The 22,889-nt window shown below is 48.8% G+C and carries 18 protein-coding genes; 2 read left to right on the forward strand and 16 right to left on the reverse strand.

Going from position 1 to position 22,889, the window contains the following annotated elements:
- Window positions 1–424 precede the first annotated feature (424 nt).
- The 8 genes from HP570_RS22070 to HP570_RS22105 form a co-directional block, all read right to left on the reverse strand.
- Window positions 425–1,882 carry a YcdB/YcdC domain-containing protein gene (locus tag HP570_RS22070; RefSeq protein ID WP_173627148.1) on the reverse strand — a complete coding sequence of 486 codons (1,458 nt, stop codon included), beginning with the start codon at window positions 1,880–1,882 and terminating at the stop codon, window positions 425–427.
- Window positions 1,883–2,433: 551 nt separating this feature from the next.
- Entirely contained in the window at window positions 2,434–2,886 is a 453-nt protein-coding gene (locus HP570_RS22075; protein WP_173627149.1) for a nucleoside deaminase, read from the reverse strand.
- Between the two features lie 27 nt (window positions 2,887–2,913).
- Complete coding sequence (arcC, locus tag HP570_RS22080) at window positions 2,914–3,864, reverse strand: carbamate kinase (protein WP_173627150.1); 951 nt, start codon at window positions 3,862–3,864, stop codon at window positions 2,914–2,916.
- An 18-nt stretch (window positions 3,865–3,882) separates the two neighbouring features.
- Entirely contained in the window at window positions 3,883–5,364 is a 1,482-nt protein-coding gene (locus HP570_RS22085; protein WP_173627169.1) for a cytosine permease, read from the reverse strand.
- Between the two features lie 78 nt (window positions 5,365–5,442).
- On the reverse strand, window positions 5,443–6,870 hold the full coding sequence (locus HP570_RS22090; protein ID WP_173627151.1) for a YlbE family protein: 1,428 nt from the start codon (window positions 6,868–6,870) through the stop codon (window positions 5,443–5,445).
- A gap of 2 nt (window positions 6,871–6,872) precedes the next feature.
- The gene (gene fdrA, locus HP570_RS22095; RefSeq protein WP_173627152.1) at window positions 6,873–8,417 is read right to left on the reverse strand and encodes an acyl-CoA synthetase FdrA; all 1,545 of its coding nucleotides are present in this window, start codon (window positions 8,415–8,417) and stop codon (window positions 6,873–6,875) included.
- The gene (locus tag HP570_RS22100) at window positions 8,399–9,310 is read right to left on the reverse strand and encodes an oxamate carbamoyltransferase subunit AllH family protein (RefSeq protein ID WP_173627153.1); all 912 of its coding nucleotides are present in this window, start codon (window positions 9,308–9,310) and stop codon (window positions 8,399–8,401) included. The genes fdrA and HP570_RS22100 overlap by 19 nt, the downstream gene beginning before the upstream one ends.
- An 8-nt stretch (window positions 9,311–9,318) precedes the next feature.
- Window positions 9,319–9,927, reverse strand: a complete 609-nt coding sequence (locus HP570_RS22105; RefSeq protein WP_015892753.1) for an ankyrin repeat domain-containing protein — start codon at window positions 9,925–9,927, stop codon at window positions 9,319–9,321.
- A gap of 216 nt (window positions 9,928–10,143) precedes the next feature.
- On the opposite strand from HP570_RS22105, the gene HP570_RS22110 reads away from it, so the two are divergent.
- Window positions 10,144–11,838 (forward strand): PucR family transcriptional regulator, encoded by a 1,695-nt coding sequence (locus tag HP570_RS22110; RefSeq protein WP_016743222.1) that lies wholly within the window; start codon window positions 10,144–10,146, stop codon window positions 11,836–11,838.
- A gap of 240 nt (window positions 11,839–12,078) precedes the next feature.
- On the opposite strand, the gene HP570_RS22115 is transcribed toward HP570_RS22110, so the two are convergent.
- The 3 genes from HP570_RS22115 to HP570_RS22125 all read right to left on the reverse strand — a co-directional run bounded on the left by HP570_RS22115 (window position 12,079) and on the right by HP570_RS22125 (window position 13,743).
- Window positions 12,079–12,693, reverse strand: coding sequence for a PH domain-containing protein (locus HP570_RS22115; RefSeq protein WP_173627154.1), 615 nt, complete (start codon window positions 12,691–12,693; stop codon window positions 12,079–12,081).
- Window positions 12,694–12,860: 167 nt separating this feature from the next.
- Window positions 12,861–13,418, reverse strand: a complete 558-nt coding sequence (locus tag HP570_RS22120; protein WP_173627155.1) for a nitroreductase family protein — start codon at window positions 13,416–13,418, stop codon at window positions 12,861–12,863.
- 64 nt (window positions 13,419–13,482) lie between these two features.
- A complete protein-coding gene (locus tag HP570_RS22125) occupies window positions 13,483–13,743 on the reverse strand; it encodes a hypothetical protein (protein WP_254495415.1) in 261 nt (86 codons plus the stop codon).
- A 67-nt stretch (window positions 13,744–13,810) separates the two neighbouring features.
- Here HP570_RS22125 and HP570_RS22130 point away from each other — a divergent pair, with 67 nt between their 5' ends.
- Entirely contained in the window at window positions 13,811–14,191 is a 381-nt protein-coding gene (locus HP570_RS22130; RefSeq protein WP_087345846.1) for a RidA family protein, read from the forward strand.
- 60 nt (window positions 14,192–14,251) lie between these two features.
- On the opposite strand, the gene HP570_RS22135 is transcribed toward HP570_RS22130, so the two are convergent.
- From HP570_RS22135 to HP570_RS22155, 5 genes are all read right to left on the reverse strand, one after another.
- Complete coding sequence (locus HP570_RS22135) at window positions 14,252–16,777, reverse strand: SEL1-like repeat protein (RefSeq protein WP_173627156.1); 2,526 nt, start codon at window positions 16,775–16,777, stop codon at window positions 14,252–14,254.
- 143 nt (window positions 16,778–16,920) lie between these two features.
- The gene (locus HP570_RS22140) at window positions 16,921–17,658 is read right to left on the reverse strand and encodes a PIG-L deacetylase family protein (RefSeq protein ID WP_064202698.1); all 738 of its coding nucleotides are present in this window, start codon (window positions 17,656–17,658) and stop codon (window positions 16,921–16,923) included.
- Window positions 17,659–17,668: 10 nt separating this feature from the next.
- A complete protein-coding gene (locus HP570_RS22145; RefSeq protein ID WP_173627157.1) occupies window positions 17,669–18,685 on the reverse strand; it encodes an N-acetylglucosamine kinase in 1,017 nt (338 codons plus the stop codon).
- The gene (argH, locus tag HP570_RS22150) at window positions 18,685–20,193 is read right to left on the reverse strand and encodes an argininosuccinate lyase (RefSeq protein WP_087345837.1); all 1,509 of its coding nucleotides are present in this window, start codon (window positions 20,191–20,193) and stop codon (window positions 18,685–18,687) included. The genes HP570_RS22145 and argH overlap by 1 nt, the downstream gene beginning before the upstream one ends.
- Before the next feature lie 109 nt (window positions 20,194–20,302).
- On the reverse strand, window positions 20,303–22,834 hold the full coding sequence (locus tag HP570_RS22155) for an NEW3 domain-containing protein (RefSeq protein WP_173627158.1): 2,532 nt from the start codon (window positions 22,832–22,834) through the stop codon (window positions 20,303–20,305).
- Window positions 22,835–22,889: the final 55 nt, after the last annotated feature.

Consider the following 22,889-nt stretch of genomic DNA (forward strand, 5'->3'; position numbering starts at 1 on the left):
ACGTCATTCATCTACGTGCATCTGTCGATAAATAGGTAAATCTCCGGCAACCGATTTGTTTTTTTGTGAACCGCTTCACACAGTAAGAACCGGTTCACATAATCATCTACAACCTCAATCTCCATCGCTTTCATCCTCCTGAAATGGTTTATCTCTTGTCAGAATAAAAAAGAGCTACAAGAAAGTTACCTTTCTTGTAGCTCAAAAAATACGGCACATCCAACCCATTGCAGGGTATAAAAAAAGGATATATTTTCTGAGTGAAAAGAATAAGGTAACGATCTTGCCAATAAAGAATAAGACAAATTTTGCTTTATTCTTTAAAAAAGTGGCAAGAATGATTACATTATCCTCTTCATCTCCTATCGTTAATTGTCAGCACGATTTTAACATACCAGTTTCTGCCTGACAACATCCTGGAGTCCTACTCTTCGACCTTACCTGTCAGGGCATTGATATCGTTAACATTAATTGAATAGACAAGAACCGGTTTGGCTAACTTCTCACCATTAATAAATGGGTAGATGTATCGCAGTTCAGTGGGTTTCGCCAGTAGGGCCTTGGCTGCTGCATCTATGGAGATAGCCTTCCTCTTATCCGGGAGCTTGGCGGGCTTTTGGTCGAGCACTTGAAAGTACCCGATGATTTTCCCTGTGAATCCATTCACCCTAATAACAATGCATCGTCCGTATACAAGCGGTAGTCCCTCAACAGATGGCACAAACTTTACTTCATATTTATTTGGATTCTCCTCATCAGTATTCAATATGTAGTAGAACTCCTTTTCTTCCTGTTTGAGATATGGTTGCATGAACTGAACAGCTTTCTCAAGAACCTGCTTTTCCGACCATGTTGCCTTCCCTTTTTGGGGTGGGGCGTTCGAATAGCTTGTAAATCCGATCACATCACCATCCTTCGCAACTAATAACTCCTTTTCATCAGGGGAAAAATAGATACTCTCCATCTCGTTATGGAAGCCGTTTAAGGTACTACCCTTCAAGCTCATACCAAACTCGCTTTCGTAAATCCGCACTGCCTCCTGCTCATTCGTGACCTTTAATACCTTTCCACCAGGCGTGAGGGAGATTGGTTTCCACCTCCAGTTTCCGTATTGCCGAATAGTGAGCAGCTTAGCTCCTGTTACTGCGTCTATATAACCGGAGTCTACAGAGGAGTAGACGAGATCGGTCTGATTTTCGTCATGGGTGTACATAAGTTGCAGGCTGGGTGCGATAAAGTGACTGAGCTGATCTTTCTTCATCGCCTGGGCTGGGGGGAGGAAGTCAGCTGGATTGATGTTTGTCAGCGTGTTATCTTCTGCCGAAACGTGGGTTACCTGTCCCGCACTGTTTACTGACAACCGAAACTCATCGCCAACTACCTCAATGCCATTTACATAGCGGCTATAGATGACATCGCCTACAGGAGCTCGCGTTACCTTGTACAGGCTGCGCAGTTCACCGATCAAACCCTTCATGAAGGTATCGGCACTCTTATAGGCCAGCTTGTCATCAGGATTTTCAAAATCCTGAACCTTGCTATCCCAATAAAACGTAAGCAGATTCCCGGTTTCTGCATGGATATCGGCTCTGGCAAAGATTTCATTATTTTTTTCATAACGGATTTTGTACACAGGCTGGTCTTTCGTTTCCAAGGTAATTTGTCTTGATGTGTCATCGAGCGCTGGGAAGAGCATTTGCAGCTTTTGCTCCGTTCGTTTTGCCTTTTCGCTTAACTGATTTTCCTGAAGGGGAGCGGCTGCTTGTTGGTTCCCTGTCTGATTTGCCATGACTGTGCCCGAGGCTGGTGACAGGAGCAGTGTGGCTGTTAGGAGTGCGCTACTTGCCAATACAGGATAACGCCTTTGAAAGGTTGAGGTCATACGTGTATCCTCCATCTTTTCTTGACGTTGAAGCTCACACAATAAGACGATATTTGGAAATTATTGTCACATGATAAGAAAACATATCTCACAAAAAAATTTGGTTTGAGTCAACATAGCGGAGGAGAAGAAAAAGCACAGTTCTCTTCGACTCTGACACGCCAGCTGGGGGATTGAGTGTCCGTCTCCATTTCCAAAAGGGGACCGTCGAGCCAAAGCCACCCTACGGGCGGAAGTTTCTCAAGGAAGAAGTGTTCGACAAGCTGGTCCCCTTTTGGAAGTTCCGACTGGGTAGGCGTTGTCAAGGTCTACGAGCTCTGTGCTTTTTCTTCTCACCAGCTTTGTTGGTTCATCGGTACCTTATAAAACGGTAGAATGATCATTGTGATTGTTCTTTCAAGATGTCACAACCGTTATCTCAGAACGAATAACCGCCTATCGAAAGGATACGGGCTTTCGCACACACCAAACTTATAAATTCCTATACGCTGAAAAAGGGCCCATATAAGGCCCTTTTTTCATGCTCCGAACATCCATTTCTTGTCTGCTATTTAGTCTTTGTTCAGCCGATGAAAGTGCGCAAACAACTGATCACAGTCCTCACGCTTTTCGACCTTGATCATGTTCAAAACGCTCTGATCCTTACCGGAAAAATAGTCGCGAAGATGCTTATCCGAAAAACCGTTCTCATGCGCATCCTCCGCAGTCGAGCAGTAATGAACGACCTTGATGCCAGACCAAATGATGGCACCTACACACATCGGGCAAGGCTCGCATGTCGCGTAAATTTCGCAGCCTGTCAGGTCCATCGTGCCGAGCGTCTTGCAGGCTTCACGAATGGCTACCATCTCTGCGTGCTGGGACGGGTCCATATCTGCCATCATGCGATTGCTGCATACGGCGATGATTTCGTCCCCTTTCACGACAGCTGCTCCAAAAGGTCCGCCAAGCTTGTTGTTCATGCCTTCCAGCGTTTTTTCCACTGCCAGCTTCATGTAATCCATAGACTTGCATCCTCCCTTAAGAGGCATTTATTTTACGATGTGTGTCCCTGCTTTGTTCGTAATCGCATTCTTTAAACTCTCCGGGTTCGTAATGATCACGCTTGACCCGTTTTTCTCCAAAAAGCTCAGGCTGGCCTCAATTTTTGGCAGCATGCTGCCTTTTGCGAAATGCTCTTCACGAACGTATTGCTTTGTTTCCTCTACCGTGATGCGTTCCAGCGCCTTTTGATTCGGCTTGCCGAAGTTAATGCATACCTGCGGAACACCTGTCGTAATGATCAAGGTCTGTGCATCGATTTGTTCAGCCAGCAAGCTGGTGGCAAAATCCTTGTCGATGACAGCATCAATCCCATCGTACGTATTTTCGCCCGATTTCACAACCGGAATACCACCGCCGCCAACAGCGACTACCACATATCCCGCTTCGATCAACGATTTGATTGCGTCTTTTTCCACGATGTCGATTGGCTTAGGGGATGGAACCACTCTTCTGTAACCGCGACCGGAATCCTCGATAAATACCCAGTCTGGATGCTCTTTGCGCATCTCTTTCGCTTGCTCCAGCGTGAAGAAGGAGCCGACTGGCTTCGTTGGATTTTGGAAGTTCGGATCATCCTTGCTAACTTCTACCTGTGTGATGACGCTAGCAACCTTTTTGTTGATCCCTCTTTTGGCAAATTCGTTGGTCAGTGCCTGCTGGATTTGGTAACCGATTCCGCCCTGCGTATCCGCCACGCAATTGACCAGCGGGATCGTAGGCATCCCGGACACTTCATTGGCGATTTCGCATCGTTGCAAAGCAAATCCAACCTGCGGTCCGTTGCCGTGAGTAACGACAACGTTGTACCCTTCCTGCACCATATCTGCTATATTTACTGCGGTTTCACATACGGCTTCATATTGGTCTTGAATCGTGTTGCGACCATTATCCTTAACTAATGAGTTGCCGCCGATAGCAACAATAACGAGTTTTTCCACTGGGCACTTCTCCCTTTGTTAAGATGCTTTTGCAGCTGTTTCACTCTGCGTGATCGTACTTGGTTTGTTCCATTTATAGCACAGCGCATATAAAACGCCGGATATGATCGTCCCGCTAAGGAATGCTGACTTGCTGATGTTTGCCAATAGTGGCACATTGGGCAAGAAAGAGCCGGATAGCGTAATCAAGAAGCTGACGATCAATACGCCGCATGCCACCATATTAAAGCCGTTTTTGTATTCTCCGTTTTCACCCGGTTTTACGTAGATCGCAGATAAATCTAGCCTTCTTTTTCTTTCAATGAAGAAACTGACTAGCATGATCCCCGTAATCGGACCGTACATGGAGCCGATAAAGCTATAGAACATATACAGCGCCGCCGTACCATTAACCAGCTTCCAAGGTAAAATGACAGTCCCCAATACAGCTGTCAAGATAGCTGCTGATTTCACTGTAAACATTTTCGGAAGAAGCGCTGTCATTTGCAGTCCAGATGGAAGCAAATTTCCAAACACAACATAGCTCGTCGAACCTATATTCAGTGCCAGCAACAAGATAATGACGGCAACAGGATTCCCAATTTGATCAATGGCAACGACTACATTAAAGTCTTTGATGCCAAACGCGATTTGCGTCCCAACCAACAATCCTACACACGTAATTCCAAACAAGATGTAGGATGCAATCATTCCAAGCGGCAGACCAATCATCGGAGCTTTCGGGTGTTTTGCCCTTTGCGTAAGGTCTGCGATATTTACAATCGGGCCACCCCAGTTCGATACCAATGCACTTACACATGCGATAAATACAAGCCAATTCTCCATCGGTTTGGCAGGAGCATAAGCAAAGATTGGACCAAATCCGCCAGCAACGCTGATCGCCCAAATCGCTGCACCTACGATGAAAATATAGATGATCGGTGAAGACCATTTACTAAACAGACTGAGGATTTTCATTCCACCTAAAAACAATCCAACTGTAATGACCCAGAGGATCACATAAGAAAGCATGGTCGGGAAATCTAATCCGAGAAAATCAAAGCCTGGAACCATACTCTTATAGCCAGGGAATATTTTCTCAAAAATGACATTAAAGGATTGTGCGCCAATAATTGTTTTTGTCCCAAAAAACACGACCCCAGCGATAAGCCCGCGACATATAGCAGGAATGATCGAGCCTTTTACACCAAAGGAGCTGCGCAGCAGCATCGAATAGCCAATCCCGTACTTTGTTCCCGCATAGCCATTCAACACATAGCCCGCCGAAACAATCAAGGCAGCAATCATGACTGCCCACAAGACTTGCGGAACGGATAATCCGAGGACAAAGAATCCGGCTACCGTCATGTACGACATGAGATTATGCACAGCGCCCATCCATACGGTTACGTAGTTAAAGGTGCCCCAATCTCGATTTTCGGAAGTCTTTGGCAAAATATCGTCCGCGTATCCATAGGACTTGAATTCTTCATATGATTCCTTTACGTTTGCCTGTCCCATGTTCATTCACCTTCCTCTTTCAACCCAGCTTTCGCAACCTTCTTTTGCTGCGAAAGCTGAGTCACCTAGGATGAAAAGCTATTGGCTAATCGTTTCCGTCACTGCGAGCAATGCCTTTTCAAAAGCTTCCATTGGCGGATAGGTAATACCCGCACCGATCATGCCGATACCTGCGTCTTTATGCGCGATGGCCGTGTTGATAATCGGCAGGATGCCGGTTTGGATCACCTGACGAATATCGATTCCTGTTGCGACACCTTGGAAGTCCAGGAGTGGAATCGTTACGTTTGGATTTTCTGCTGTCGTAATTTCTTTCATCGTGGTGGAGAAGCCGATCGCTTCTTCAACCGTTCCGCCTACGAGTGCAACAATCGCTGGAGCTGCCGCCATCGCGAAGCCACCAATCCCGTATGTTTCGGTGATCGCACTGTCCCCGATATCCAAGCCGGAATCCTCTGGCTTGTAGCCTGCAAACATCGGACCGATTACCTTTTGTGCTGGCCCAGTAAACCAGGTGTTTCCAGCCATACCGCTTACACGGATACCGAACTCAACGCCATTACGCGCCATCGTGGTGACAATCGTGCTATTCTCAATGCCGTGCGCTGCGTCAAGTGCGCATTTGCACAGAGCCATCCATGTCGGGCCAGAGAAGTAATCACTGCTTGCGACGAAGTCGAATACTTCGCGCTTCTGTTCTCTTGTGAAATCTGTCTCCAAAATGTACGGAGTCAGCGCTTGAATCAACAGGCTCGTACCTGCGTTGTTGCGGTTGTGGCATTCGTCACCCATGTGCAGCGCTTGCGCCAGCATGAGACGAAGATCGATTTCGCCAGCGATTTTCATTGCATCACGCAGCATTGGTCCCAATACATCGCGCATCCAGTTCAGGCGAGCGATAACACTTTCATCATTGGCACCCATGCGCAAAATTTTAGCCATTTGCTCACTCAGGTTGGTGTAAGCGACGTTGCCATACGTTTTGTTTTTGACTACATGCATGAACATCGAAGCGGATGTCACACCTGCCATGGAGCCTACGCAGTTGTGCTCGTGGCATGGAGAGAACGTGATTGCGCCGGAAGCAGCTACCTGTTCAGCTTCCTCGATGTCTTTTGCCAAGCCCTCGAATACGATTGCTCCGGTTACAGCACCTTTCATTGAGCCGCACATTTTGTCCCAAGTGATCGGCGGACCTGCGTGCAGAATCGTGGTTTTGGTCATGCCTGGTACCACATTGATCGCTTGGTCGAAGCCAACAAGCATCGGCTGGGAGTTGATGATACGCTCTACCGCCAGCTTGTTTGCCGCAGCGATTTTCTCGGCGACAGCTGCATTTTCCAGTCTGTCGAGGGCGTTGATCAGCTCAGGCTTTCCGCCGCCTGGTGGCTTCCAATCCAGATGAGACGCACTCGCATTTTGCTTGATGATATCGTCTTTGAAAAACTCGATCCCTACGTTGATCGCATGAATTTTCCCGTTAAACAGCTCGTTGATTTTGCTCATGATTATTCCCCTTTCGCAACAAATTCTCTAGCCAGAAGACCTGCGTTCGTACTGCTGCTCGCAATCGTTACACCCGCATCCATCAGCTTCTTCACTTGCTCATCAAAGTTCGGTGTATCGAGGTCTGTACCCAGCACGTAGCCCAGGATTTCCAGGTGTCTGCCTTCCTTGGCAGCACTCGCTTTTGCTTCCATAATCGCTGGCAGCATCACGCCGACAGGATCTTCGTGAGAACCGAAGCCCAAGATAAAGTCCATCAGAATGACGCCGACGGAAGGATCTTTTGCTTCCTCCAAAAATCTCGCGATGCGCGTGGAAGGATCGATCATCGGGTGCGGCTTGCCATTTGTAAAGTCGTCATCGCCCATGTCGAGGAAAGTGTGAGCCTTGCTCTCATGGATGTTTTTCAGCTTATAGTCTGCTTTCTTTTGGATATTGCTGTATACGTCTTCATACTTGTCCATCGCGAGGTACATGGCTTCGTCGCACAGCGTACCGCCGCAGAACAGCCCGCGAACGTATTTTTGTTCCGGTGTCAGCTTTGCCCGCACTTCTTCAATCAGCGGCCAGTTGAGTGCGCGCTTGTTAAGCTCGTCTTCGTTGGCACCAGCCAGCACAACTGCTTTGATGGCAGCTTCCTTGCTCGTCTTGGCAAAATGTCCGCCTGCTTCCAGAACTGGCGTTTCTTCTCCACCAATGAAGTACACAACGACAGGTTTTTTGCAGCTTTTCACTTGCGCCAACACTTTTTCCTGTACACTTGGTGCTGGTGGCTTGGAAATGAGCACGATGACCTTTGTCGCCTCATCCTCTTCCAGCGCTTTGATTCCGTCGAGCATCATGATGCCACCGACTTGCTCGGAGAGGTCGCGACCGCCTGTACCGATCAGCTGCGTGATGCCGCCGCCGAAGTCGTGAATACGCACGCTCACCTCTTGGCTTCCCGTACCAGATGCACCTACGATCCCGATGTTGCCTTTTCTCACAGCATTTCCGAAGCACAGTGCCACATTGCCGATAATCGCTGTACCGCAGTCAGGCCCCATCATCAAGAGACCTTTTTCGTGCGCGAATTGCTTGAGGGCGATTTCTTCCTCGATGCTCACGTTATCGCTGAACAACATGACATGCAGATCGTTTTCCAATGCTTTTCTCGCTTCTCTCGCTGCGAATGCACCGTTTACCGAGATGACAGCGAGGTTTGCCTCTGGAATGCTGGCTGCCGCAGAATCAATCGTGGAGTATTTGATCTCCGTTGCGGATTTGCTGCCGCCTTTTTTCTTGAACAGCTCTTCGATGGCGATGAGAGCGCTCTCGCACAGCTCGTCTGTCGCAGCCTTCACCACGATCATCAAGTCGCTCGTTTTCGCTGCTTCTAGTTCAGGTGTGAGCAAACCGACGTTTTTCAATACCTCTTTATTCATGTCGGTGCCCATCGCGATAACCGCTTGTTCGACACCTTCAATTTGATTCGCTTTTGTAGAGAGAGACATCAGGGATACCGAGTCAAAATACGTGCTTTGCTTGATTACGACTTTGGTAGACATACATTACCTCCAGCTTCTAGATTTCGTTCCAAACCACATAGGATGCCAAGCAGGATATCCGTACCCGACGACGAGCCGATCCCGATGATTTTGTCTAAAGCAGGGACAAGCTCTTCCAAGGAGCCGGATATCATGCATGAAAGCAGGTCATTTAGCGACTCTCTTACTTGTCCATGGGCTGCTTTTTTCAGCGTAATCGCACTGATTTCGTTCGTTAATGCCTGGGACGAACGGACAATTTCATCGAAAAATGGGCATGACAAACAAGAGGAAATGTTTTGCATTTTGTATACACTGCACAATCCCACTAAAAAGTCGTCACCCGATGGTGTTAACCCCGGCCCCAGTCCGATAAGACTTATCGCATGCTGAGTGGCTGACTCTATGCGTTTGTTCGCCAGATCGTCGGAAAGCATATCTGCACGCTGGATCAGCATACGGGACATCTCTTTCTCAAACGGACTGGCAGGTTGGGAGGACATCTTCATGCCCCCCGTCTTGCCGTATTCGTCTACGTAGTTTTTCGTGAACGCCACATTTCGGCGCAATACTTCTACGGCTTCTATATCACAAGGATAGGAAGGAAGGACCCCTTCCCACTTTGCTGCTTGCTGAGTCCATATTCGCAAATCCGATCCGATAACGAGCGTGCCATCTTCCGTGATGACCGGAGTATTAACGGGCAGCCCCAGCTCTGAAAAGCCTTTTACATCAATAATGAGCGTGTTCGGTGCATTGTCTAGCTGATGGTTGCCAATGGTGTACAATTCCCCGTTTTCGCTGCATTTCAGATTGATCGTGCGCTCAAAAGTACTGTGTACGGTCCCGCTAAAGTTTGCTCGTGTCAAACGCTCAAGGAAACCAGCATCGCCAGACAACGCCTGGATGTACATGGGACGCTTTACTTTGCTCCTGCTTCCAGCAAGATGTTTTCGATCTCGGTGTAGCCTTTTCTTCTCGCAAGCTCAAGCGGTGTTACGCCGTATTTATCTACCATGTGCACATTGCAGCCATGCTCAATCAACAGCCTGATGATCGTTTGTTGCTTTTCACCGCCATCACCTAAGATGATCGCTTCGATAAGTGGTGTCCAGCCCACAAAGTTCGTATGGTTTACATTGATGTCAGTCGTCGTTACGAGCTCACGTACGATGTCCACATGACCTTTTTCGGACGCTGGGGTAATCCCTACGCCACCAAAACGAGTCAACAGCTCCAGGTTTGTTCCTGCCTTGATCATCATTTTGACGAGCTCCAGCTTGCCGTTGATGCAACCGAACAAGAACGGGTTGAAGCATGTCTCATCCTGCAAATCTACATCTGCACCCGCTTCTACCAAAAACGATACCGCTTCCAATTTGTCGTTCATCGCAGCAGTCAGAATCGCTGTACGCTTTTGTCTGTTTCTTGCGTTAATATCTACGCCCTGCTCCAGATGCTTTTTCAGTGCTTCGATATTCCCCTCAGCCGCTGCCTCGAGAAATGCTTGTACTACGCTTTTGTCTGTCATAGTAAGCCCTCCATGATCTCGTGATTGAACAACCCGCCAAGATTGGCTCGGTGCTTGCTCTTTTAAAAAACAATTAGACAAGCACCACGTACTTACATCATTATTTTAGACAGGGTGGATGGAATCGTCATTGTGTATGGAAACTAAAAAAATTGAGGTTCACTTGTGCACATTGCACAATTACAGGAATCCCTTTGTGGCAAAGGAGTGAACAAGGTGCTGACCATCAAAGATTTGCTTACCATTCAATCCATAGACGGCATCAAAATCATCGCGGGAGAGCAAGGCATTAACAACGTCATCTCCATCGTCAATATCATGGAGAACCCGGATGCTTTTGACTGGCTGTCTTCTAATGAATTACTGCTCTCCACCGGATATATTTTCAAGGACAATCCCGAGCTGCAAAATACAATCATCAAGGAATTGGCGGAGATCAACTGCTCCGGGCTCTGCATTAAGATGCATCGCTATTTCGATCAAATCCCGCAAAACATGATTGATCATGCCAACAAGTACGGTCTCCCGCTTTTGGCTCTGCCTTTTGAATACACGCTGTCGAAAGTGATTGCCATTATTAACGAGAAAGCCTCCGGGCGCTACGATTTGTTGAACCGCAAAACATTGGACATGCATAACGCCCTGTTTCGCATTGCGCTGGAAGGTGGCGGACTGGATCGCATCGCCTCCGAGCTGTCTGAGACGATCAACAACCCGATCCTTATACTGGACCAGGACTGGCATCTGCTTCATTACACGGAAATCTGGCACAATCCGATTCCGCTTGACTCCTGCCTGACCTTAAGCAAAAACAGGCCTGTTTTTACCCGTGACTTCACGGAGTCCGTTCCGCGAAATATTAGCCAGATCAAAAAGTCGATCAAGCGTATCTACCATGCGAAGGATTATGAAATTAAATGCAGGATTCTACCCGTTGCTGTAGCCAATCACATCTACGGATACATCGTCGTCTGGCAAACCGTTTGGGAGCTTACCGAATTTGACTACATCGTGTTGGAGCAGGCATCCACGATCGTGGCGCTGGAGCGGATCAAGGCGAGGGAAATCGAGGAAGTGAAGCTGAAGATCAGGCAAGACTTTTTCGATGACTTGCTCACAGGTAAAATTACGTCCTCTGACTCGCTGCAAACCTTGTGTGATTTGCACGGACTGCAATCGAGCTACATGTATTTTTGTATGGTCATGAATATTGAGCCGATTGAGCTGGAAAATTTGGAGGATATCATCGATCGCAAATACGAGCTGGATCGGATCGCAAAAAAATGTGTCGACCTCGTCTATGACAATTCGAGTAAAGCTCCTGGGGAAATCACCTGCTTTTATCGGAACAATCGGATCATTATCCTCATCGGACAGAATGATCAAAAACCCGTGGTGTCTGCAAGTGAAGCCAAGCAATTCGCGAATGAGCTGTACAGCGCTCTCGTGGATAAAATCAAGAAAACCTTGTTCTTTATTGGGGTCGGACGTCAGTATAAAAACATCGCTTCGCTTCATAAGAGCTTTACCGAAGCACATGAAGCGATCCGCCTGATGCAAAAGTTCAACAGCAAGGGCGACGTTTCTCATTTCGATGATTACTCCGTCTATCATTTCCTGGGTTCCAACATTAAGGACATTGAACTAGAAGACTTCTTTTTGAAGCGTCTGGGGAAGCTGTACGAGCATGATCAAGAGTTCGGTACGAGCCTCATGGTGACCTTGGACAATTACTTTTTGTACAATCAAAACGTCAGTGAAGCGGCGAAAGCGATGTTCATTCACCGCAATACGTTTATTTACCGGATCGAGAAGATCAAGGAGATTTTGAACATGGACTTGAAAAACTCGGAGGAGATGCTTCAAATCCAGCTGGCGCTCAAGATCGGCAAGCTTTTGCATAAGGAGTAAAGCTCGAAAGAGCTTGGTCGACTTGCTGTAGTGGTCGGGAGGAAGGCGTGCCACATGTTTTCCAGTCGCCTTTTTCCTCACTTTGTTCGGGCGGTCTCCTTCCAAACATGTGACACACCTTCCCGTACAGCTGATGGGGTACTCGTTTCGAACTGCTTTGGGAGTGGGGCTTGCCGAAGATTTCGTTTGAATACAAAAAGAGCCTCTTTAAAGAGGCTCTTTTCTCTTAGTTGCTACTGTTTAGTTATGAATATATTTTTCAAAGACTTTACCAAAATCTTTGACGACATACTTGTATCGGATGTCCTCCAGCCAATCGAAAGTGTATTGGTTGATGGACTTGAATTGTGAAGCTACGTCTGCTTGCTGGCCAGTTACGCGACCCAGTGTGCTTTGGGCAACGTGGAGGCTTTCTTTTGCATGTTGGAGCGCAAGTTCGTTATCGTGCATAGTCGAGGCGATCTTCACAAGTGCTTTGTAGAGGTCTTTTAATTCCTCCAAATGCTTTTTGTTTACATCGATCGAGTAGTGCTCATTGCCCATCGTGAACTTGATTTCTACATCCAAATCGACGGTTCCGGCTGTTTCCAGATACACGTTAGAGATCGGGTGTGTATGGTAGGAATAGCGGCGCAGCATGCGTTTTTTACTGGTTGCACTCGTTCCATCCAGATGAACTAGTCCCAGATTGGTGAAGCAATACTCGTCGGACTTTGATTTGATCAAAAAATAGATTTTCTCATGGTCCTCATGCATGATGTAATCATCAGCTTCCACCTTGTCGTAATCCGCTGGTTTTACCACAATTCCCACATTGCTCAAGCCGAGCGCGTCTGCTGCAAGCTTTCCAAACATTGATGAAACAACTCCCCTCGATATGTACGGTATAACCTTTACCATTTATACGTCCATGAGGAGGCTTAGTTGCAAACAACACTGTGCTTCATCAAGTTTTTTGAGGAGGCCTGCGAGAACATCACCGGTCAGCATGATCAGACTTCTCATAAGATCCAGCTGGAGCATTACAGCCAGGTCGTCTTTTCTTCCGCTGCTACCCGACTGGTTTCCGGAGCATCTGCCTCTGGATAGCCAATGAATAGCGTGCCCACAACCTTTTTATTTTCAGGCGATCCGAGGAATTGCAGCAAGCGCTCGTCGCGAACCAAGCCGACTCCTCTCGTGCGCCATACCATGCCCAGTCCCAGTTCCTTCGCTGCCAGCCACATGGAGTGAATCGCGCAGCAAACCGCGTATTCATTATCCTCTGAGGATGCTTCATCCCCTGGGATCACATCAGCGGTAGCAACAATGACGAGCGGTGTTTTTTCCAGGACAGCCAAGGAATCCTGCACGAGATTCGGCTTAGTCGGAAAACGCTCCAGCAAAAATTCCTTCGCGATTTCCTCGAACCGTAGCTTCGCTTCTCCTCTGATCACGTAAAAATGCCACGGTTGACGCAAGCGGTCGTTCGGGGCTAACACTGCGCAATCTAGCAACGCTTGGATTTTTTCGGTTTCTACTTCTTTTGGAATATAATTACGTACGGCTCTTCTGTTTTTGAGTGCCTCTAGTACGGACATGCTGGTTCCTCCTCGGTTTACCATTTTCATTCGAATCCCAATTATTATATCGTATAGGCACCCATCAACGGGAATGAATCGCTAAATGTGCCTGGTGTTCGTCTTCTTTTGCCACGTAAATATCATACTGCTTATGATCTTGTTCTTGGGGCAACATCTCCATGTCTCCCCCTAAATGACGAACTGCATGAGAATGAATGCGTGTGCGAAAACGAATGCCATGAGCACTTAGCTTGTTTACCACGCGAATGTATCCTTCATGACCAAACGCAGTGTGGATCAAGCACTTGTACTTGGAAAAAAGGGTGAGAAAAAAATCCATCATCCGCTCCACTCCCCTTCTTTTTTGTAGTATATTCCTATTATTGCGGAAAAGAGAGGGGCATTCTCCTATGAATCGAAAGAAAGTGTTCACGGGTTCGCCTTGGGAACCTGTCGTGGGCTATTGCCGTGCAATTCGAGTCGGCGACCGTATTGAAGTGGCTGGCACTACTGCCATGAAGGACGGGGAAGTCGTTGGTTTGGACGATGCCTATGAACAAACACGGTTCATCCTGGAGACGATTGAAAAAGCATTGCGAGAATTAGATGCTGATTTGTCTCATGTGGTCAGAACACGGATGTTTGTAACGGATATCAGCAAGTGGGAAGAGATCGGAAAAGCACATGGAGAGTTTTTTCGCGAGATTCAGCCTGTCGCTACGATGGTTGAGGTCAAGGCATTGATTGACCCGCGTCTGCTCGTTGAAATTGAAGTGGAAGCCATTGTTTAGCACGCTGGTTAGTTGGAAGCGGACCGACGACTTTTCCTGTCGATCCGCTTTTTGCTTTTTCTACGATTGTGTGAGCTCCTCAGGGATATCAAGCCCTGCCTTCTCTGCTTCTTCGAGGTGATGTTTCGCCAGAAGCTCGTCCGCATATTGTGCTTCGTTCCGGTAAATCCTTGCCAGCTCGATATGCGCATGCGGGTAATCTCTTTCCAAAGCAGCATGAAAATATGTGATGGCGGCGTCGATATTTTTGGCTGTACCATACCCATTACTGTAGAAAATCCCCAAATTATAGGCACTGAAATCGCTTCCTGCTTCGTAATCCTGCTGATAATAATGCAGAGCCTTTTCGTAATTCCCTTTTGAATCATGCAAATAGCCAAGCCAATCAAAAACCGGAGAGCCTAATACCTCTCCCTGTTCATAATGCCAGAGAGCTTTGTCCAAATCTTGCGGCACCAGCTCCCCGTCATAATAGGTGGCACCAAGATTGTTGTGAGCCAGCGCATGACCGTATTCTGCTGCCTTGCCCATCCAGTACATAGCCTGATCGGCATCAGGCTCCGTGCCTATCCCGTGTCGATAGCAACAGCCTAATCCATTCATAGCATGGTGGTTGCCTGCCGCTGCCCCTAACTCATACCAGTAAAAAGCTTTATCAGCATCCTCGAAGCCTTCCAGACTGTAATACATATGAGCAAGGTTGTTCATGGAGGGGGCATAGCCCTTTTCAGCCGCAAGCGTATCGTACAGAATGGCTTTCTCATAATCACCTGCTTCATACGCTTCCATGCCCAAGTTGTACAAAGTTTCCACCGGCGTGTACTGATCTATGCTGTCACCATCGGATTGCTCCCCTTTGGCATAGGCCAGCAGTCGCTTGCGAACCTCGGCATCAAAATAATAGCTGTAATAACGATCGCAGGCTTCCTCCAGAACAAGCGTTTTATCTGCCCTCGACAGGCCGTACTCGCTTACTAAATAAACGTCGTGACCCTTGAAGGCATAAGCAAAACCCTCGACCAGTGCCTTTTTCACCACCAGATCGAATTCGAAATCACTCCATCGCTTTTTCGGCGATAAGGCAATGCTCCATAATCCATTTCTCTTCAAAGCATACGCATCCTGATGCAGCCAAAAAATGTTCTCATAATCGTCTAAGGGGAATAACCACGCTGGTTGATCGGCATCTCCATGAAAAACACCTAGCTTTCCATCTTTTTTCGCCAGCACCTGATTGCCCTGTCCAGCCTCCGTATACACCTGTAAATCAATCAGCTCATCATATTCGCACGGCAGCAAAAGGCTCTCCTGCTGCTTACCATAAGCGGCGTACTTCTTCCCCTTGCGCAGAACGAGCAGATTCGGAAAATGGGTTTGCCGATTCAGTTTATCGAAGCCGATTGCGCCGACAGTGCCATCTTTTTTGTATAAGGTGCTATGACTTGCATCCTTATGTGGTTTGACAAGGATAAGCCCTTCGTCGATCCGTTCCACCGCCGCCAGAGGGAATTCCCCGACGTATTTCCAATATTCGTTAAAGATTTTCCGATTCTTCCTGCCTTTGACCGCCGTATGGTAAAAGCCGTCCCCGCACTTGAAAGCTTCTTCATGCTCAAAATCTATCGTTACAGAACCAGCTTCCCCCAGCACACCCCATTTTCCGTCTTTCTTTGCCGTATAAAATCCTTGGTAATCAAGCAGTTCTAACTCTTCATAGTGGGGAGGGACAATCGTTTGGCCCTCCAGATTGATCAGACCATATCGACCATTTCGTTTGACAATGGCACAAGCAGAGCCGTATTCAAAATCGTAGGCATCCTCCCACTCTAATGGAATGACGATTCTCCCGGATTTATGTACATAGCCGTATTTGCCATCTCGGGCAACCACGGCGAGATCTTCGGAAGCGAAATCGTAAAAGGCATCGAACTGAGGGGCGAGCAATACGTTTCCCTCTGCGTCTTTGAGACCTAGCAAGCCAGCTTCCTCAAAAATCTCCACGTCAGGTTGTTCTTCATAAGGCTGCCAGATGTGTCCCCAGCCGTATTGGTAGTCCTCATAATTGAGCAGCTCGGCAAAAGAACGAAAGCCCGGGTTCACGTCCATCAATTCGGAGTAGTTCAGCAGTGAGATGTCATCGTTATCCATTGCCTTTGTCATGATCTCGTTGTTATGGGCAATATTGGCGCGCAGGGTTTCCGCCTGCTCGTCATGAGGGATGTCATCCATATTGAATACGTCCCAGGCATCGATGTGAAAATACGGAAGCGTTCGTTTTTCCAGATAGCTTAGAAGCTGATTTCTCGCTTCCGAGAATGCTTCTTTGTTACCAATTAACCCTTCCTGTCTCTCCAGGAAATTGTAAAACCGCTTCACGTTTTCGATGCCTGTCTTCGCGTCGTAATAGAGTCCGGAATTGTCCGGTTCGGTATGGTTGTTGTAATTATTTCCGGCGATTATTCCACCTTCTATGAAGAGCGGCTGCAAGAGTAGGGGGACCTCATAGCCCCATTCCACCATCATCGTGTCGTTGTCTTGCGCTTGAGAAGGCTCACTGACGTTATATACATAGACTCTGTGTGACATGTCTTCTCTCCCTTTGATTTCCAATTGCTTCTGACAACATTGTAAGCAAATCTAGCAGGGCAAAACAATCCGACGGATGGGCTATCCAATGAAAAAGGCTGACTAGCAAAAATCATGCTGGTCAGCCCTTTCTACTTTTTAGATTACAGGTCAATGAGAGGAATACTCCCACCTACACTAACGGGCTCGATCGCCTTGCCCGCCGACCGCACCAATGTAAAGTACTCATAGCAGCCAATGACACCAAAGTCCCCATCGATCACACCCGGGTAAGCGCGATTCACGGAATACTCCTGACTTAAGTGAGCCTTCAGCGCCTCCCCTTTTTGTATCCGATAGCCCGAAATATCGACCTTGCCTGTAATCGGAACCGCTGGCTTTGGACCATGATCCGGGCAATGATCGTAGTAGTGCGGGATCGAAACATAGTACAGATCAGGATATTCTGCCTGCGTCAAGCTCGCTTCCGCTTGTTTGACGGCTCGCGTCGTTGCCTCGCACGTGACGATATGATCGGGATGGCCCGTTACCCCGTCCGGCGGAAACGTAACGACGACATTCGGCTTCCATTCCTCGATCGCTTCCCGAATCTTACCCACCAGCTCATCCAGATCGGCATTTTGCAAGGAACCATCCGGGTACCGGAACAATTCCAGACGACTGATTCCCAGCACTTCTGCCGCTGTTTTCAGCTCTAGCTCTCGATGTTTTGCCAGCTTTTCTCTACAATCGATATCGAATGGACCGCTGCGTCCTTTGCAGCCGGAGGTAATGCACAAATAACACGTTTCGTGTCCGGCGTCCTTGCACTTTGCCAACGTTCCCCCGCAGGCAAAAGACTCATCGTCCGGATGGGGGAAAACAACCATTACTTTTTTCATTTCTGACACCTCACTCGCCGTCCGATTGGCGTTCTAGATAAGCCAATCCTTTTGCTATGACACCGTAAATCGGATCGTTTTGCGCATTTTCGATGACGACCTGAGAAGCGTACTCTCGGACGTGCTCTACGACAATCTCTCGCACGCGATCATCGTTTTGCAAAACGCCTCCCTGCATAATCATCTGAAACGGCTTGGCTTTCATTTGCAACGTATCAATGACCGCCCGGGCAGCATCGAAAAGCTCTTCGCCTGCGATCTGCAAGATAGCAACTGCCACCTTATCTCCTGCGAATGCAGCCTGACTGACCAACGGCGACAGCTCTCCTACCTTCTCGACGGAATAATGCTCACTGTACGTCCAGTTAAACAACTCATCTACGCGTCCCAGTCCAACGTGCGGGAGGAGCAGCTCCTTCAATGCAGTCGGCTCGCCGCGGCCATCTGCTGCTTTTAATACCGCCATAATCGCTTGCTTGCCGATCCAGTAGCCGCTGCCCTCGTCACCAACCCGATGCCCCCAGCCTCCTGCTCGCGCCGTTTCCTGTTCATCATTTACACCAAAGGCAATCGAGCCAGTGCCTGCGATAACCAGAATGCCGGGGTTGCCTCCGGTCGCACCGAGCAAGGCCGCAAACCCGTCGTTTTCCACAATTAGCTGCTGGACGCGAATACCGAGCTGGTGCAGCACCTTGTTCACCATCCGCGAGATCACCTGTCGATCATACTCCGTGTCCAGGCCAGCGATCCCGAACACCGCGCACTCGATTTCCCATTCGATTCGTCCATCCGGGGTCGGAGTGCCGCTCATAAAGGGGGCGACGGTTTGACGAGCGATCGCATCGGCCAGAGCTTGGCTGATCGCTGCAACCAACTCACGAGCTGCCGCTTCCTCCCCGATCCCTTGATAATTGCATGAACCGGAGCGTCCTGCACCGATTTCCTTTCTGGAGCGGTCCACCAGTACCGCCAGACACTTGGTGCCCCCTCCGTCCACTGCCAGAAGAGGTATTCGCACCACTGCCATTACCCCACACTCCATTCAGCTGTCATCTGATCAAGCCCTTTCATCACATTCGCATTCGCCTGCTTTTTCTGTGTCAGCCATTCTGTTTCCTGCTGGAGTACCGCTTGGCGAACGGCGATCATGCGCTTCATTTCCTCTGGATTTGGTCCACCAGGAAGCTTGCGGATCATTACGAAATGAACGGGGTCAAGCGCCAGTCTGAGTTCTTCTGCTGTGAGCGACAGCTCCCGCCCGATTACTTCCACGGCGGCACGGTTTACCAGCTCCAAGCTGATTTGGTTTGCAGCGAGCTGCTCGCTCATCGCTTCTTTTACCACACGACTCACGATGTGATGAGATTTGCGGAACGAAAGCTGATCCGTGCGTACCAATGTATCCGCGAGCTCAGTGACGGTCGCAAAGCTGCCCTTTGCACGCTCCAAGAGGACGTCCTTGTTCACTTCCATCGTCCCCACAACGCTCGCCATCAAGCGATACATCTGCTCGAGCACTCCCATGCTCCGCCACGCGTATGGCTGCATGTCATCCTCGGTATCCACGATATCGCCAAAAGGCGTATTGTGCATCATCGTAAGCACTGTCGTCGCATTGCCTGCCGCACTGGACAACAGCGAGCGCATATGCTCAAAGGAAACCGGATTGCGCTTTTGCGGCATGATGGAGCTGATCTGCACGTACGGACTTGCGACTTTTAACCCCGCGAATTCCTGTGTGCACCAGAGCAGCATATCTTGAACCGTACGCCCCAAATTAATGGCTGCTAATTGTACAGCTGTCGCTACTTCCCCTAAATAATCCGCGCCGCAGACTGCATCATAAGAATTTTCCACCAACTCATCAAATCCGAGCAATTCTCGCATCCGCTCCCGACTGATCGCAAAGCCAGAAGTCGTCAATGCCGCTGCCCCCATGGGTGAGCGATTGACCGTGTGATAGGCTTGAATCAGTCGCTTGATATCACGACTAAGCATGTCAGTAGCCGCCATGATGTAATGCGCCATTGTCGTTGGCTGAGCCTGCTGTGTATGTGTGTAGCCAATCATAATCGTATCCACATGCTCATTTGCAAAGAGGAGCAAATGCTCTTTCAGATAGAGGGCAGAAGTCAAGGTCACCAACAATTTTTCGCGCAGCACCATGCGGTATATGGTTATCCCCATATCGTTGCGGCTGCGAGCCAGATGCAGATTTCCTGCCACATCAGGAGCCAGTTCCAGCAAACGGCTCTCTACCTGAAAGAACAAATCTTCAAACTGCCCGGTGTAATGCGATTGGCGCAGCTCTTCCATTTCGATTCCACACAGTGCACCAGCAATTCTTTTGGCCTCATCGTCTGTGAGCAATTCTTGTTCACGAAGCATGATCAAATGTGCCTTGTTGATCGCCATCATCGGATGCAGCAAATGGTGCTTTGCTTCATTGAATGCAGGCTCCAAAACCGCCTCCACGTATGTCTTGCCAGGGAAACTGGCTCCCTCCTGTTGAAAAATTCGCTCTCTGTAATTCATCTTTCTTGCATCTCCTTCCTACCCATTCGTAAGCTGCTTCTATTTTTGCGTCTGATTTTCTTTTAGGAGGGAGGCGACCGCCGAACGATCGCCTTCCCTTCTACTATGATTACTGCTGTGGGCTGATCATGTTGACAAACAATCGGATCGCACCTGGTACGAGTGACGGAATTTCGCGATACCACACAAGCGAGCTGTAGGTATATGTTCCTTTTCCATACTTGGCAGTGAGGTACGTACCCGTAAATTCCTTCTCGCCTTCGTCGCCATTCGAGATTAGCTCGGTGTATTCCTTGCCCCACTCGGATGGATTGTAAGCGGAACGATCCTGAATCCAGTTGTCCCAATCTTTCTCCGTGATTTTGTTTGGCGAGTGAAACAAGGCATGATCAGGCGCCAATACTGTCACTTTGGAGTTTTCATCTGTGACACGCCATTGAATCAGCGGAGCACCGATTTTGATCGGATAAGGAGCCAGCTCCGGCTTCCATTTATCCTCTGGCTTGTGATATTGCACGACCAGATTACCGCCGTTTTCCACGTATTTGAGCAAGCGTGCATTCGAAGGAATCAGCTCAGGTCGGAAACCATAAGCTCGAATGCCCAGCACGATCGTATCGTATTGATCCAGATCGCCAGACTCAATGTCTTTTGCCGACAGATTGGTCACATTGACTCCCAATTGGGACAAATACTGATCGATATTGTCAAAGCCACTGGATACGTAACCGACCTTCAATCCTTCCGGCACCTTCAGGTCAAATGCCTGGATGGCAAGTGTCGCTGGTTGGACAAAGTAAGTCGTGCCGATATGCGGGTAACGGATGACCTGGGCCCCGTGTCGGCTCTCTTTTCCACTGCCTGACGCTACGGCTGTCACCGTATACTTATCCGGTTGGACCGAAGCGTCTGCTTTGATCGTAAAGGCAACAGACTTCGTTTCTCCCTTGGCCTCAAAGGCGAGCGGTGCTGCTTGTGGCTCCACGCTCCAGCCTTTTGGTACATCGAGAGAGATGGCTGTTTTCGCTGCACCTGGATTGTAGTTTTTCACTGTAACCTTGACCGGGATTGGCTCCTCTGGCTTCTGCGTATTCAAAACCGTCGCATTTGGACTCAGCACCATAGAAAAAGATGGAAGAACTGCAATGGCATCTGCTGGTGTCACATGGCTATTCGCCGTCGCGCCTGCAAAGCTGTAGCTGACGTCTGCTGTAATGGCAGGAGCGGCATACGGTTGGAACAGAGCGGCATCAGAAGGAACTGTGACATCAAATGTCGTTTTCACCGTCTGACTGTAGCCCAGCGATGAAAAGCTGGTGGTCGATTGCGGCTTGGCTTGCCAGCCTTTTGGTACATTCAGCGTGAGATTGATCTTCCCGACTTTTGCTTGGCCGCCGTTGTAAGCCGTGACCGTTACTTTCGTGGTTTGGCCTGCTACCAGTTCAGTTGTGTCAGGCTTTACTTTCGTTACGAGCGAGAGCGCTTCGGCACTGGCTTTGTTCAGTTGGGATTTCTTCACTCCCAAACGATGGCGCAAGTCTGTTTTCGTGTCAGTTGGCAGGGAGGAGGCTTCGACTACTGCCGTCGCTTTTTCTACATCCGTCAGCATCTCATGCGCTTCCTTGGCTACTGACGCAAAGCTTGGGTACGCAGCAATGACCTCTGCGGCATCCTTTTGCAGCTTTTTCAGTTCACCCGCGACTTTTTCCCCGCCAGACTGGCTGGCAACGTCCTTGGCTAAATCGTCAAATGAATAGGCAATTCCCTCAAAAAAGTCTGCTTCCTTGTCTTTTGTCTCTACGATGGATTGATCGAGCTTGTAATAATTGAAGCTTGGCCCTTCGTCATAGTGGCGTCCCATGCCCTGGCTCTTATGCATGAAACGGGATTCTTCGCCGAGCTGGACGTAAGAGGCACCATAAATTTCGTCATAGTCGCCAACAGGCACCTTGACCGAGTAATCCTGTTCCTTTGCAGGCAGATACAGCTTCTTCACCTGCCAAGGAGCCAAGCCTTCCTTTGCATGCTGTGGAAAAACGTTTGGATCTGCGGCATCCTTGAATGCCCGCACCGTAATGACATTAATCGCGCGATGATGACCGTGAGTCGAAGGTTCGTTCAAAAATGCGGGAATCACGACATCGGGTCTCAGTGTCCGGATACGACGGATGAGCTTTTCATACGCGACATCCTCGCCCCATTTTTGCAAGGTTTCATCCGGGCTTTTGGAAAAGCCGAAGTCAAAAATAGGATCATTGATTTTTTCACTGAGGTTCTCCAGATGGATGTTCGTGATTTTGGAAGCTTCCTGCAATTCGCGGGTACGAATGATCCCCAGCGCATTACCCAGCTCGCTGCCTATCTCGTTCTGTCCTCCCTCGCCTCGGTTCGCAATGACACTGGATGTGTCCACCCCTTTGCCAAGCGACAAGTACGCGAGCATTGAACTGTGCTCATCGTCCGGATGTGCTCCAGTGTTCATCGCACTGGCAATCGTGGTGAGCGGCTTGATGGCTTTCCACAGGTCGACAACCCCGCGGTCTGCATGGGCTGTCTCGGGTGCTACCGGCATAATCAGACTCGTGGCCAGCACCGCAGCAGTCGTAATCGTGTACAGCTTGGCAAGTTTCCCCTTACTCAATGAACGTTCCTCCATTCCATTTTCAGATTGATGTCTATATCAATCATGGCGGTCT

This window comes from Brevibacillus sp. RS1.1 (genome assembly GCF_013284365.1).
Lineage (GTDB): Bacteria > Bacillota > Bacilli > Brevibacillales > Brevibacillaceae > Brevibacillus > Brevibacillus brevis_D.